Source organism: Pseudomonas sp. FH1, assembly GCF_000510895.2.
Taxonomy (GTDB): domain Bacteria; phylum Pseudomonadota; class Gammaproteobacteria; order Pseudomonadales; family Pseudomonadaceae; genus Aquipseudomonas; species Aquipseudomonas azotoformans_A.
This window is the reverse complement of sequence record NZ_AOHM01000053.1, coordinates 1-13019: the sequence shown is the minus strand read 5'-3', so window position 1 is coordinate 13019 and position 13019 is coordinate 1. Positions and strand designations below refer to the sequence as shown.

14 protein-coding genes are annotated in these 13019 nt (G+C 59.8%); 8 read left to right on the top strand and 6 right to left on the bottom strand.

Going from position 1 to position 13019, the window contains the following annotated elements; translation table 11 throughout:
- Window positions 1–159: 159 nt before the first annotated feature.
- The 3 genes from H096_RS17050 (at window position 160) to H096_RS17040 (ending at window position 2195) form a co-directional block, all read left to right on the top strand.
- Window positions 160–438 (top strand): hypothetical protein, encoded by a 279-nt coding sequence (locus H096_RS17050; protein WP_003238638.1) that lies wholly within the window; start codon window positions 160–162, stop codon window positions 436–438.
- 43 nt (window positions 439–481) lie between these two features.
- The gene (locus H096_RS17045; RefSeq protein WP_033900219.1) at window positions 482–1243 is read left to right on the top strand and encodes a CHAD domain-containing protein; all 762 of its coding nucleotides are present in this window, start codon (window positions 482–484) and stop codon (window positions 1241–1243) included.
- A gap of 154 nt (window positions 1244–1397) precedes the next feature.
- Window positions 1398–2195, top strand: a complete 798-nt coding sequence (locus H096_RS17040; protein WP_033900217.1) for a thioesterase family protein — start codon at window positions 1398–1400, stop codon at window positions 2193–2195.
- Window positions 2196–2198: 3 nt separating this feature from the next.
- On the opposite strand, the gene H096_RS17035 is transcribed toward H096_RS17040, so the two are convergent.
- The 3 genes from H096_RS17035 to H096_RS17025 all read right to left on the bottom strand — a co-directional run bounded on the left by H096_RS17035 (window position 2199) and on the right by H096_RS17025 (window position 5055).
- Window positions 2199–2561, bottom strand: a complete 363-nt coding sequence (locus H096_RS17035; RefSeq protein ID WP_033900215.1) for an Mpo1-like protein — start codon at window positions 2559–2561, stop codon at window positions 2199–2201.
- A gap of 108 nt (window positions 2562–2669) precedes the next feature.
- Entirely contained in the window at window positions 2670–4151 is a 1482-nt protein-coding gene (locus H096_RS17030; protein ID WP_033900214.1) for a methyl-accepting chemotaxis protein, read from the bottom strand.
- A 97-nt stretch (window positions 4152–4248) separates the two neighbouring features.
- Window positions 4249–5055, bottom strand: a complete 807-nt coding sequence (locus tag H096_RS17025; RefSeq protein ID WP_033900212.1) for a TatD family hydrolase — start codon at window positions 5053–5055, stop codon at window positions 4249–4251.
- 149 nt (window positions 5056–5204) lie between these two features.
- Between H096_RS17025 and H096_RS17020 the strand changes: the two genes are divergently transcribed.
- The 3 genes from H096_RS17020 (at window position 5205) to H096_RS17010 (ending at window position 7722) form a co-directional block, all read left to right on the top strand.
- Window positions 5205–6626, top strand: coding sequence for a transglycosylase SLT domain-containing protein (locus H096_RS17020; RefSeq protein WP_033900210.1), 1422 nt, complete (start codon window positions 5205–5207; stop codon window positions 6624–6626).
- 103 nt (window positions 6627–6729) lie between these two features.
- Entirely contained in the window at window positions 6730–7164 is a 435-nt protein-coding gene (locus H096_RS17015) for a DoxX family protein (protein WP_033900208.1), read from the top strand.
- A gap of 249 nt (window positions 7165–7413) precedes the next feature.
- Window positions 7414–7722: a hypothetical protein gene (locus H096_RS17010; protein WP_033900207.1), complete on the top strand. Its 309-nt coding sequence runs from the start codon at window positions 7414–7416 to the stop codon at window positions 7720–7722.
- 4 nt (window positions 7723–7726) lie between these two features.
- Here H096_RS17010 and H096_RS17005 read toward each other — a convergent pair whose 3' ends face one another.
- Genes H096_RS17005 through H096_RS16995 form a run of 3 tightly spaced genes read right to left on the bottom strand, consistent with a single transcriptional unit; the run spans window position 7727 to window position 11111 of the window.
- Window positions 7727–9448, bottom strand: a complete 1722-nt coding sequence (locus H096_RS17005) for a Gldg family protein (RefSeq protein WP_033900205.1) — start codon at window positions 9446–9448, stop codon at window positions 7727–7729.
- Window positions 9449–9462: 14 nt separating this feature from the next.
- The gene (locus H096_RS17000) at window positions 9463–10188 is read right to left on the bottom strand and encodes an ABC transporter permease (RefSeq protein ID WP_033900203.1); all 726 of its coding nucleotides are present in this window, start codon (window positions 10186–10188) and stop codon (window positions 9463–9465) included.
- On the bottom strand, window positions 10185–11111 hold the full coding sequence (locus H096_RS16995; protein ID WP_033900201.1) for an ABC transporter ATP-binding protein: 927 nt from the start codon (window positions 11109–11111) through the stop codon (window positions 10185–10187). Before H096_RS16995 ends, H096_RS17000 begins: the two co-directional genes overlap by 4 nt.
- 280 nt (window positions 11112–11391) lie before the next feature.
- Here H096_RS16995 and H096_RS16990 point away from each other — a divergent pair, with 280 nt between their 5' ends.
- Both H096_RS16990 and greB read left to right on the top strand, forming a co-directional pair.
- The gene (locus H096_RS16990) at window positions 11392–12393 is read left to right on the top strand and encodes a hypothetical protein (RefSeq protein WP_033900198.1); all 1002 of its coding nucleotides are present in this window, start codon (window positions 11392–11394) and stop codon (window positions 12391–12393) included.
- Window positions 12394–12506: 113 nt separating this feature from the next.
- The gene (gene greB / locus H096_RS16985; RefSeq protein ID WP_033900255.1) at window positions 12507–12980 is read left to right on the top strand and encodes a transcription elongation factor GreB; all 474 of its coding nucleotides are present in this window, start codon (window positions 12507–12509) and stop codon (window positions 12978–12980) included.
- The last annotated feature ends 39 nt before the right edge of the window (window positions 12981–13019 follow it).

The following is a 13019-nucleotide window of genomic DNA, read 5'->3' as shown; positions in this document are numbered from 1 at the left end:
CCCAAGGCAGGTGTCCACAATGCACCCATTGAGGGGGCTGCTTCAATGGTATGCTCTGGCAATGGGAGTTATCGATTTCAGGCTATGGACGAGGCACTTTTCTCTGTAGGCAACGTCTACGAAGTACGACTGGTTTATCTTTATTCTGAGGTGTCATCGATGAAAGCCTGGATGTGTGTGCCTGTGATCCTGTTGGCCCTGGCCGGTTGCGCCGGGAAAACCGCCTACCGTGACAGTTGCGGCTCGCAACTGGACGCGGCGTGGAAGGAGTTGGACCTGGCCAAGGCCGAAGGCTTTGCAGGCACCGTGAGCTACTCCAAGGCCCTGTCGCTGTTGACTGGCGCCAAGACCCAGCAACAATTTGAAGCGTTCGAAGGCTGCTCCAACAAGGCCGAGAAAGCGCGGTTCTACATTCGTGAGTCTCGCGCCGGGCGTTGATCGATGGCGCGGTTAAGGTCTTTCATCGAGAAGTGAGGGCAAGATGTCAGCGTTGGTCGATCAGTTAGTCGCTCAGGTCATTGGCCTGGAAGTAAGGTTACTGAGCTGCCAGGCTCGCCTCGCCGCCGTCACCGATGACGAAGCCTTGCATGACCTGCGCACCACCGTGCGCCGCTTGCGCAGTCTTTTGCGCCCATTGCGTGGGCTGCCTGGCGTCGAGCAGCTTGAACTGGCCGCCAGCGCGGTCGGCCAATTGACCACGCCGCTGCGCGACCGTGAGGTGCTCGCGGCGTACCTGCACCAGCAGGGCTATCATGCCGCGGCCGACCGGCGTTTGCGCGTGCAAGCTGAGGCTTATCGCCACGTCGCGCGAAGCCCTGAGGTTGCGCAGTTGCTGCTGATTCTTGAAGCCTTCCCACGCTTTATCCGGGCGTCCCAGAACCAGAAATTGCTCAAAGGCCTGCGCCGACGCATTGAAAAGCGCCTGGCCAAGCAGTGGCAGAAACTCGACGAGGCGCTGAAGGATCCCGGCCACGACCGCCATCGCCTGCGTCTGTTGATCAAGCGCGTGCGATACGCCGCCGAAGCCTATCCCGAACTCGACAAGCTGCCTGCCAATGCCGTGTCTCGCCTCAAACAAGCCCAGGGCGCCCTGGGTGACTGGCACGACTGCTGGCAGTGGCTGGCACAGGCTGAACACCAGTCGGACCTGAAACCCTGCGTCGCTGTGTGGCAGCGCACCATGGCCGACGCGCAAGCCAAGGCGGACCGTGTGCTGGATAAACTCGGCGCAGAGTGTTTCTGACAGGCTTAAGCGATCGGTCCCACGCTCCGCGTGGGAATGCCTCCCGGGACGCTCTGCGTCCGGCAATCGTCCGGTTTTTGGCCGGAATAGGCGCTGCACCCGGCCCCCGTGCTGGTTAAGATCCCTCATCTTTCCCCTTTGCCCCGAGGTCCTCATGCGCTTCAGTGACTTGCTCGACGCTGCCCGCAGTAACCCGCTGGACGTCACCATCCCTGCCGAATGGGCCCAGGGCCGCGCGTCGTTTGGCGGCCTGGTGGCGGCGTTGCAGTACGAAGCCCTGCGCGCCAACGTGCCGGCAGACCGCCCGTTACGTTCGCTGGCCGTCACCTTTGTAGGGCCGGTGACACCGGATGTTTCCGCCAGTTATCAAGTCGAGGTGTTGCGCGAAGGCAAGGCCGTCAGCCAACTGCTCGGCCGTGTGGTGCAGGCAGGAGAAGTGGCGACCCTGGTTCAGGCCAGCTTCGGAGCCTCCCGTGAGTCGGAGATCCTGGTTGAAAGCGAAGCGCCGCCGACGTTCAAGCACTGGGATGAGTGCCAGGAATTACCCTACATCAAAGGTGTGACGCCGGAATTCATGCGCCATCTGGCGATGCGCTGGAGCGTCGGCGGCTTGCCGTTCACCGGCAATAAATCCCGCGAAATGGGCGGCTGGGTGCGCTTGCGCGGTGATGTGAAGGAAGAGCCGCTGACCGAGGCGCACATTTTAGCCCTGGTCGACGCCTGGCCACCGGCCATGTTGCCGCACCTCAAAAAACCTGCGCCGGGCAGCACCCTGACCTGGACCATCGAATTTATCCAGCCGCTGCAAACGCTCACTACCCTCGACTGGTGCCAGTACCACGTCTCCATCGAACACGCCCGCGACGGCTATGGCCATGCGGCGGCTGCGCTGTGGGGCCCCACCGGCGAATTGATCGCCATCAGCCGCCAGACCGTGGTGGTATTCGGCTGAACATCAGTGCCGGTGGCGCTGCCGCCAGGCACGCCACCAACCACCGCTCACCACGAAGCGCGGAAAGGTCACGAACTGCTCGACCACCAGGCGTTGCACGGCGTCCTTGCGGTCACTGAACGGCTCGCTGGCCTCGGCTTCCAGGCTATGCCCATGGCGCTGCAACGCCAGGCCGGCCAGGATGCCCACAACCCCAATGGCAAAACCCGCCAGGCTCAAGCTGAACACCCCGGACACGATCAGCAGGAACCCGATGATGAACAGCGGCACGGCAATCAGGTGCAACGCCAGATTGGTTGGGTGCTGATGATTCTGCGGGTAGTTACGCCATTGCCAGGCGGGGAGATTGGGATGACGTTTGCCCATGATGGTGAATCCTCTGTCCGTTGAAACAACCTGGAGAGAGTTTAGGTGGGGAAGGATCGTGCGGCGAATCGACACTGGCTATGGGGGCTATAGCCAGTGTCGGTGGGTCTACAGCTTCAACTGCCCAATCGCTTTGCTCAATTCCCCCGCCAAGGTTGCCAATTCATTGCTGGTGGTCGCCGAGTCCACGGTTTGGTGCACGGTGTTCTCGGTCACGTCACGGATGCTCACCACGGCGCGGTTCATCTCTTCGGCCACATGGCTTTGTTGTTCGGCGGCGACGGCGATCTGGGTGTTGCTTTCGCGCATCTGCGCCACGGCGCCGGTGATTTCAGCGAGGGCGATGCCCGCTTCCTGTGCCTGTTGCACGCAGTCGTCGGCCTTGAATGAGCTTTCCTGCATGAAGTCCACCGCGTCGCGCGTACCGGCCTGCAACGCCGAGACCATGCGCGTGATTTCGTCGGTGGAGCTTTGCACGCGCTTGGCCAGGTTGCGCACTTCGTCGGCGACCACCGCAAAACCTCGGCCCATCTCCCCGGCGCGGGCGGCCTCGATGGCGGCGTTGAGGGCAAGCAGGTTGGTCTGTTCAGCGATGCTGTGGATCACCCCGACCACGCCGTTGATTTTCTGACTGTCCTCGGCAAGTTTCTGGATCATCTCGGCGGTCTGCTGCACACCGGTCGACAACCCCGCAATCGAGCGTTGCACACGGGTGACGACGGCCTGGCCGCTGCCGGCGAGGGTGTCGGCCGTCTGGGACAGGTCGCGGGTGGCGCCGGCGTGTTGGGCGATGTGGTAAACGGTGGCCGTCATCTCGTTGATGGCGGTAGCGGCCTGGTCGGTTTCGCTCTGCTGGCCGAGCATGCCGTGCTGCACCTCGTTCATGCTGCTGGCCAGGCGCGCGGCACCGTCGTCCAATTGCCGCGCGGTGCGCGCCACGGTGTTGACCACCCGCTGGTAGCCGGCCTGCATGGCGTTGAAGGCGCTGGCCATTTGGCCGACTTCGTCCTTGCACGCCAGCGGCACGCGGGCTGAGAGGTCGCCGGTTTGTTCGACGTGCAGCATCACGTCCTTGAGGGTGTTGAGTTGGCTGAGCAGGAAGCGGATCAGCAATTGCGAGGCGCCGAGCATCGCCAGCATCAGAATCAGCACGGCAACCGCGTAGTGGACGAAGCGCTCGCTGAACACCTGGCTGAGGCTGGGGGCGAAGGCCAGTACGGCAATCTGCTGCCCGTCCGGGCGGGCAATCACTTCAGCCCCCATCAGTGGGTTTTCGCCGAACAGGGGCAGGTAACTGAGCGCTACCCAGCCACTGGCGCCGTCCAGGCTTGAAAGGTCTTGGCCGGCCAGTTGTGGGATTTGGCCGCGAGCGAATGTCAGCCAGTGCTCGTCCCTGGGCAACGGCTTGTCGGCCGGCCAGGCGCCGAGCATGCGTGCCTGCACCTGTGCCGAGTCCCGTGCAGCCTCGCTGCGTGCCTGCTGCTCAAGCTGCACTGCGTAAAGCACCAGCAGCAGGGTAGTGATGAAGGCGACCGCGTTGACGGCCCAGAATTTGTACTTCAGCGAGATGTTGCTAAGCCAGGCACCCATGTAAGGTTTTCTCTGATAGCGGAAACAGCATTGGCAAGGTGCCATTATTGTGCCGCTATCTCGGACGCGCATTTTTGACGTGGGTCAATGCGCCGCCTCACTCCACGTTGGGCAAGCCAAAAAAGGCGCGGGCGCAGGCGGTGCTGTGCCGGGCAAGGTCGTCTGCGGTTTCGTTGCGGTGCAGCGCCACTTCGCGCAGAACCTCGGGCAGGTACGCCGGTTCGTTGCGGCCGTTCTTCGGTTTGGGGCGTAGGGTGCGCGGGAGCAGGTAAGGCGCATCGCTTTCCAGCATCAGACGGCCACGGGGGATTTCTCTTACCAGCGGGTGCAGATGCGTCCCACGGCGCTCGTCGCAGATCCAGCCGGTGATGCCAATGTGCAAGTCGAGGTCGAGGTAGCTGAACAGCGCCGGTTGTTCGCCGGTGAAGCAGTGCACCACGGCGGCGCTGAGGTGGTCGCGATAGTCCTTGAGGATCTCCAGCAGGCGCTGGTTGGCATCGCGCTCATGCAGAAACACAGGGAGTTTCAGCTCGACGGCCAGGGCCAGGTGTTCTTCGAGGATTTTTTCCTGCTGCGGGCGCGGGGAGAAATCCCGGTTGAAGTCCAGCCCGCATTCGCCCACTGCACGTACCCGTTTCTCACTGAGCAGGCCGCGTAGACGCCGGGCGCTGTCGCCGTTCCAGTCGCTGGCGGAGTGGGGGTGGATACCGGCGGTGCTGAACAGGTGTTGGCCGCTGTCGTCCAGTCGCAGGCACAGTTCCAGGGCCTGCTCGCTGCCCTCGACGCTGGTGCCAGTGAGTACCAATTGCTGCACGCCAGCGGCGTAGGCGCGTTCGAGAACGGCCTCGTGCTTGTCGTCGAAACTGGGGTTGGTCAGGTTGACGCCGATATCAATGAGTTGCATGGTGCTACCTCCGCCTGCGGCCGGAAAGCATATCAGAGCTGTAGATTTATAAGAAAATCGAAGAACTACAACGAGTTATCGCTGTCTTTGAACGTCGCAAGTTGATTGCGGCTGGCTGAATGCCTTGCCCCATCCTTTTCGGAGAGCGGATGATCCGACCCTCGGCGTTGCTTATGTTATGCCTGACGTTGCTGCTGCCCATGGCGGCGGTCGCGCGTCTGGATGGGCCGTTGGAAGTGACCAAGCCTGGCAAGGTCCGCGACCTGGCGGAGATTCGCGCCAGCCGTACGCTGAGGGTGCTGGTCAACCAGAGTCGCAACAGTTCTGGAGAGGTGCAAGGCCAGGCGATTGGCGTCGAGTACCACCGTCTGCGTGCGTTCGAGCAATACCTCAACGGCCACGCCCGTGATGGCCAGGCGATCACTCTCAAGATCATTCCCAAGGCCAAGGACCAGTTGCTCGGCGCTCTGGCCCGGGGTGAAGGTGACCTGGTTGCACCCGGTGAGTTGCTGGATGTGAAGGCGGCGCACAAGATCAGCACCAGCGATCCGATTGCCAGTGACGTGCCCTTGTGGCTGGTGGGCGTGAAGGGGGAACGGCGCTTTACCCGGCTGGAGCAATTGTCCGGGCGCACCCTGGCACTGACCACCGGCAGTGCCGCAGCGGACGCGATCAGCCAGGTCAACCAGAAGCTGGCGCTGCACAAGCAGCCGCCGATCAAGGTGGAATGGGTGGACCCGACCCTGGCGGTGGAAGATGTGTTGGAAATGGTTCAGGCCAAGATCTTCCACCTGACGATTGTTGAAAAGCCCATTGCCGAACGCTGGTCGAAGATCCTCCCCAGGTTGCGCTTCGACAAGCAGGTGGCCATCAGTGAACCGGGTGACGAATACTGGTTTGTGCGCCAGGACGCCTCGATGCTGCGGGCAAGCATTGATCGATTTCTCAAGACCTACCGAACCCCGTCTGATCAGGATGTGGCGTTCCAGCGCATCTATCGACGCCTCTATCAAGTACGTAATCCACTGGCCAAGGTCGACCGCCAGCGTCTGGAAAAACTGCGCCCGGTGCTGCAAAAGCACGCGCGGGAGCAAGGCATGGACTGGCTAAACCTTGCCGCGCTGGCTTTCAAAGAGTCGGCGCTGGACCCCGGCGCGCGCAACAGCGGCGGCCCTACTGGGCTGATGCAAATCACCCCGTCGGCGGCGCAGCGGGTAGGCGTCAACAATATCGAAAACCTGGACAGCAATGTGCAGGCGGGCGCGCGCTACCTGGCGATGATCCGCCGCAAGTTCTTTGCCAGCCCCAAACTCAACGAGCGTGAGCGCATGGCGTTTGTGCTGGCGGCCTACAACATGGGGCCGGAGCGCGTGCAAGGGATGCGGACCGAGGCCAAGCGCCGGGGGTTGAACCCCAATCAGTGGTTCTTCCAGGTCGAACGCATTGCCATGGAGCAGGTGGGGATGGGCGGCGTCAGCTATGTTAATAGCGTCAACAAGTATTACCTGGCGTTTGACCGCGAGCGTGAATCCCTGGAGCCGGCGGCAGGAAAAATCGTCTCACGGAAGTAATCGATTTTATCGATATTAATCAGGCATTTTTTCGGCTTTTATCATTCCTTAAACTGATTAATATAGCGGCCAACCAACCCCTACTTAGAAAAGGATTAGCACCATGAGCCCACTGATCAAGAGCATTCTGTCCACCCGCGCCGGCTACGGCCTGACCATCCTGCGTATCATCGTCGGCGTCATCTTCGCCGCCCACGGTTCGCAAAAGTTGTTCGGCTGGTTTGGCGGATACGGCCTGGCGGGCACTGCCCAGTGGATGGAAAGCATCGGCTTGGCGCCGGGTACCCTGATGGCGTTGCTGTCGGGCGGTACTGAGTTCTTCGCCGGCCTGGCACTGATCATTGGCCTGCTGGTTCGCCCTGCAGCGCTCGGCCTGACCATCCTGACGCTGGTGGCGATCTTCTCGGTGCATATCCACAACGGTCTGTTCATGGCCAACAACGGCTACGAGTTCGCCCTGGCCTTGCTGGGCGGCACCCTGGCCGTGCTGCTCGAAGGTGCTGGCAAATTGTCTGCCGACCGCGCCATCGCCCGCTGATCTGCCTGCCGTCCCTCCAAGAGGCCCGCCCTGTGCGGGCCTTTTGCTGTCCGCGATTCTTGACACCGCCCCATCGGCTTCTCTAGGATGCCGTTCATGCGCCGATTTAAACAGCTAATTGCGGGGCGCCATGGGTGACTGTCATCAGTCCCGACAGAAGCATGCTCCATGCTTCGAAATTCCGCTAAAGCGCTGGTTCGGTGTTGCCTCTCACCTGCCCGCAGACTTTTGAGGCAGAGACACGACACGATGAATGCACTACGCCCCCTGATACGCCTGGCTCCGATTACCGCGGACCTTACCCAGCGCAACCCAAAAATTCTCCTTGGCGGCAAGCACCAGCCGACGCTGTTGCGTTACCTGGATGGCTGGCCGCGCCGTACCGGAAGGCCGTCGGCGTTTCTGATCCAGTTTGTCGAGGACGGCGACTCCCTGGCGCGCTTTGCCAACAACAGCTTCGACCTGGCCGTGATCCAGGCGCCTGGCGCTGGCAACGCAGATGAGGTCATCCGTCATCTCACCCGCATTGCCCGGCAAGGGCTGATTGCCCGACGTTGAGCGGTCAGTAGATCGTTGCGTCGAATGCCGCGCGCCGCCGCTGATTTCCCAGGAAAACCAACCAGGCCACCAGGCATAGTGTCAGTGGCATGCCGAAGGCCAGTGCGAGCTTCACGCCGAGTTCAATACGCAGCACTTGCACATACGCCTGATGGCGCAGGGCATTCAGTTCCATAGGGATGCGCAGGCGCTCTTTGTTGAGTGCCTGCAACTGGATATTGGAAGCCACTGCCTGGGTGCCCAACGTGAGCGTGCGCGGGTTCTGCGATTGCCATTCCTGCTCTGTGCGCTGCAAACGGTGTTGCAGCTCGTCGGCCTTTTCACGATAAGCCTGCTCGGCTTTCTCACGTCGATCATTCAATACCGTTTGTGCCCTGGGTGCAGGCGCTCGTGGGCGAACGCCAGCGAGCGCGTCACCGGCAGCCAAATTATCCAGTGTGTTCAAGACAAACAGTGTGTTGCTGTCATGGGCAGCGCTGTTGAACTTATCGGTGAGCAGATCGGTGTCGGCCACCACTACCACGTGCACCTGCGAGGCCTTTTGCAAGCCGATCGGTTGGCCCTTGATACCGGTTGGGAAAACGGAATAGCTCGGGCCTTCGACGCGAGCTGCGATGACATGGCGCTGGCCCGGATCTGGCGGTGATTCAAACGATTTGCCTGCATCGAGGCGATTGCTGTCCACCAGAGCCGAACGCCCGGAGCTTTGCAGGAGCGGCGTGAAGGTTGTGCGGCTTTTTTTCAGCCGGGTGAGGGCGCCGCTGCGGGAAATCGTTACGGAGTTCAGCCGCCAACTGCTGACATCATGAGGGTTCATCGCCAGACGGGGCAGGGTCAGTCTGGCAGGGTTGTGCGCGGCCGACTGCTCGTCCAGGCTGGCGTAAAGCGTGTCGACCAGCACGTTGTCTGCGGGCATGCGCACGCCCCAGGCGGCCAGCAATTCATCCAGCTTGGTGTGGAGGCTTCCCATTTTTGGATCTTGTTCGCGCACAGGGTCCTCGAACAGCATCAGCTTGCCGCCCTTCAATACGAACTGCTCGATTGCAAACAGGGTGGTTTCGGAGAGTGCGCGGGGGTGAACCACCATCAGCGTCTTGATCTGTTCCGGCACGCGCTCGGTGGTTGGTTCCAGACTGATCAGGTTGAAATACCGCTGCATCTGCGCCAGCAAACGCCCGGCGGAATTTTCCATCGCCAGCCCGGACAGCAGTCCCACCGTCGGGGGAGCCGGGTGCTGCAATTTGTAGATCAGGTGACTGATTTCATATTCAAGCAATGCTTCGCGGTCGAGGCTGAAAGATTCGATACGTTGCGCTGCCTGTCCGGCACGCGTTGCAATCAACCCCAGGAAACAGGCGTTTTTTTCCAGGCCAAAGAGCTCGGCCTTGTAGGCGTCTTCCGAAAAAGGTGTGGGGTCGATAAGGTGCAGGTTGATCATGCCCCGCGAGGCTTTTTCAAACTCCTTGAGTGTATCTTCAATGCGTTTGCCATAGCGATTCAGGGCGTAGCGTCTGCCAGGAGCGTTGTGCGTGTTGAAGTAGTAGAGGTCCAGCGGACTTTCCAGTGATGCCATTAACAGGCGTGCCGGTGCCGACAACGTATGGATTTTTCGTTCTGACACGTCCCACCTGATATCCGGCAGCTTGCCGATCCATACCAGGTTGAACGCGAGGAAAAGCAACACTGTGACGGCAAGTGTCATACCGGTGCGCAACTTGGATCGCATGGGAGCTTTCCTACTCAGCTGTGTTTGTAGTCGAGAGTGACCAGGGTGGCGGTGAGAAAGACCAGGATCATGCTAATGAAGTAAAGGATGTCGCGAAGTGTGAGCTTGCCATTGTCAATTTCATTGAATCGCACAAGTGGACTCAAGGTGCTCAAACTGTCAACGACCCAGATAGGGGCCTGATGTTGCAGGGAATCCAGTACAGAAGACAGTCCGCTGGCGATCAACAACAAGCCCAGTGTCATGATGAAAATAGTGATGCGTTGATGCGCGAAAGTGCAGATGAAGCAGCCGACTGAAAGATAACTACCGGCCAACAACCAGCTCGCCAGAAACTGTGAAGCAATGACCTGGTTGTCGACGATGCCCAAGACGTTTGACGTAATGACGAGGGGCAGCATTAATAACAACGCCAGGGCGCTCACTATCCAGGCGGCGAGAAATTTACCGATAATCAGGTCGATGGGTCTGATGGGAAGTGTTTTCATCAAGTTGAATAAGCCGGCATTGGATTCACTCGACCAAAGTTGTGTCGCGAGTACCGGAATCAATAACAGGTAGAACCAGGGGTGGAGTGCAAAGTACGCCTGTAAGTTGCCACTTTCCAGATCCGTCCAAGGCCCCATGTACAGCCCCATCGCCACAGACAGCGCCAGAAACACCGCGACGCTCAGGTAGGTGCTCGGAGCATGCGCATAGCTTGCGAGTTGATGTTTGAAAATCACGGGCATTCGTTTCAAAGGGTGGCCTCACGGCTTATGTGATGGACAACATCGCTCACGCGACCAGGCTCCAGGTTCAGTGAGTTGATTTTCCAGCGACGGTTGGCGACAAGCGCGTTGATGTGGGGGTGGATCGCATGTCCAGGCATGGCCAGCACGGTCACGGTGCCGGGTGCCTGGTGATGCTCCTCGATGCCCGCGACACCGGGTAGAACGGCGAGCGCCAGCAGGTCGAGCGGGCTTTCCGAGCTGAGGGTGACGGCCTGGTGGTGGCGGGAATTGCGTTGCAACTCGGATACTGGCGCGTCAGCCACCAGCCGACCGTCTGCCAACACCAAGGCCCGACTGCAGAGCTCGGAGAGTTCCTCGCTGTGACGCGAGGCGATGATCACTGTCATTTCTTGCGTCAATGAGTGAACGAGCGACCTGAAGCTGTGCTTCTGGCTGGGCTCAAGTCCTGTGGTCGGTTCGTTCAGAAGCAGCAAGGCCGGGCGGTGCAGGATTGCCTGGGCGATGCCGACCTTGCGTTTCAAGCCGATGGACAGGGCATCCAGGGGGGCATTGAACACCCTACCCAGTTCCAGTCGTGCGACCACTTGTTCGACCCGAGAACGTTTTTCCGCGCCATGGAGCCCGCGCAGGGCGGCGATAAAGTGCAGGAATTCCCTGACAGACATTCTGGAATGGCCAAGCGCCTGATCAAGTTGGTAGCCCATACATTGTCGGGCTTTGAACGCCTGTGTGCGGGTGTTGAACCCCTGGATTGTTACATGGCCGCTGGAGGAGGGCACCGAACCCGCTATCAGGTCTAGAAGTGTTGTCTTGGCAATAGCGTCTTCGCCAAATAACCCCAGGCATTCCTGATGAGTCGCACTAAATGATACGTCAGTGATAATGTTTCTTTTGCCCTGATATTTGCTCAGGTGGCTTATTTCGATCATGTGGTTACCGCATAAGTTTGGCGCGATAGGAAGCAGTGTTTGAACATTTTGAAATAGGGCGGGTGACGAAAATTCCGTCAGGCGAGCACACGGAGCGGGCACTAAAAAAGGGTACGGTTAATAATCCTGTTTGGGAACGCCGGTACACATTAATAAGAAAATTCCTACGTGCGGACTTGGGTCAGGACTGAAACAATTAATTTGTTTTTTCGAGTTTTTACTATCGAGCTTTGACTCGATTTTTATATACCCTTCGCTCTTTTGATGAGGCCTGATTGACATGATGCTGCTACGTACCCTTGTTCTGGAGCGCGACGGTCAGGATGCACCGGTCAACGGTGCACTGCTCTGCGGCTTCGCGGTCGGCCAGATTGCTACCAACTTCCTTGTCTACAGCCTTGACGAAGAAGTTGAGCCAGGTAGTTCGAGGGTCTACATCGCGGCTTTGCGTAAAAAGCACGATCGGTATTTCCTCGGCGGCGTCGAATCCCAGGAAGACCTGCAGGTTGCCATGCATGTCTTCAAGCAGATCCTGATAGTGGCGACGGCCTCGGGTGCCAGGGCTGGCGGCGTGGCCGAGGCCCAGGTGCCTTACCACTTCGTTGATCTCAAGGGCTGTAAATTTCCCCCGGCCAGGCCTGAAGATCATCACTCGGTGATTATCAAGAAGGCGCTGGTGATGAAGGTCATCACGCTCGGGATGTCTGTGCCGGTGCTGCCGGCCATCGAAAGCGCCTCCATCATCGTGCCCAGCATTCGTTTCTCGTCAAAAATGAGTGCACCTGTCAGGGAGGTAATTACCATGGAGCCTTCGAAGCCCTTCGAGCCTGAACCCCCCGTTGAACAACCCCAGCCCACGCCGGGCGATATGCCTCGCGCCGTGGTGCAGGTTGAGCTGGCGGCTGCACAGGCGCCCGATGAGCCAGCCCAGTCGGTCCCGACCCCGACCCCGCAGTCAGAGTCGGATTCGAACATGTTGTTCGAAGTGGACAGCACCCTGACCAACCTGGCGCGTGTCGCCCAGAAGTTGACCCAGCAAAAGCGCGCGGCCATCGAGCGGGAGGCAGCCCTGGAGCAGTGGGAAGACCGCTTGCAGCAACAGCAGGCGCAACTGGATGAGCGGGCTCAGGCATTGGAGCAGCGCACTGCGCAGTTGCATGATCAGTCACTGGCTGTCAGCCAGCGGTCCGACGCCTTGAAGGTGACGATGAGCCAGGTGGCCAGCCTGCGACAGAACCTGCGAGGCGTGTTGCTTGAACTGGATCAGGCATTGGATGGCTAGGCCAGCACTGGCTACTTTGCCGGGTTCATTTATCATCAGCGCGAGCCCGCCGAATCCAGGACCCGGAACCTGGCACATCGGCACCTATGGACATTGCCTGGGGATGCACGCGTTTGAGTACCAAGCTGATTACCAAAGAAGGTCATGAGGCGCTGAAGAAAGAGTTGGATTACCTGTGGCGTGAAAAGCGTCCGGACACCACCCGCAAGGTGACCTGGGCTGCGTCGCTGGGGGATCGCAGCGAAAACGCCGACTACCAGTACAACAAGAAGTTGCTCCGCGAGATCGATCGCCGTGTGCGCTACCTGCGCAAGCGCCTGGAAGACATGCGTGTGGTGGAGTACATGCCCGAGCAAGAGGGCAAGGTGTTTTTCGGCGCTTGGGTGGATATCGAAAACGAGCAGGGTGAAACCAAGCGGTTTCGCATTGTCGGTTATGACGAGATTTACGATCGCATGGACTACATTTCCATCGACTCGCCGATGGCGCGCGCGTTGTTGCGCAAGGAAGTGGACGATGAGGCCGTCGTGCAGACGCCGGGAGGCGAGATGTGTTGGTGGATCACGGGAATCGAGTATGTGAAGTAAGCAACAATGGCCCGCCTGCCGTGAGGCAGGCGGGCCATA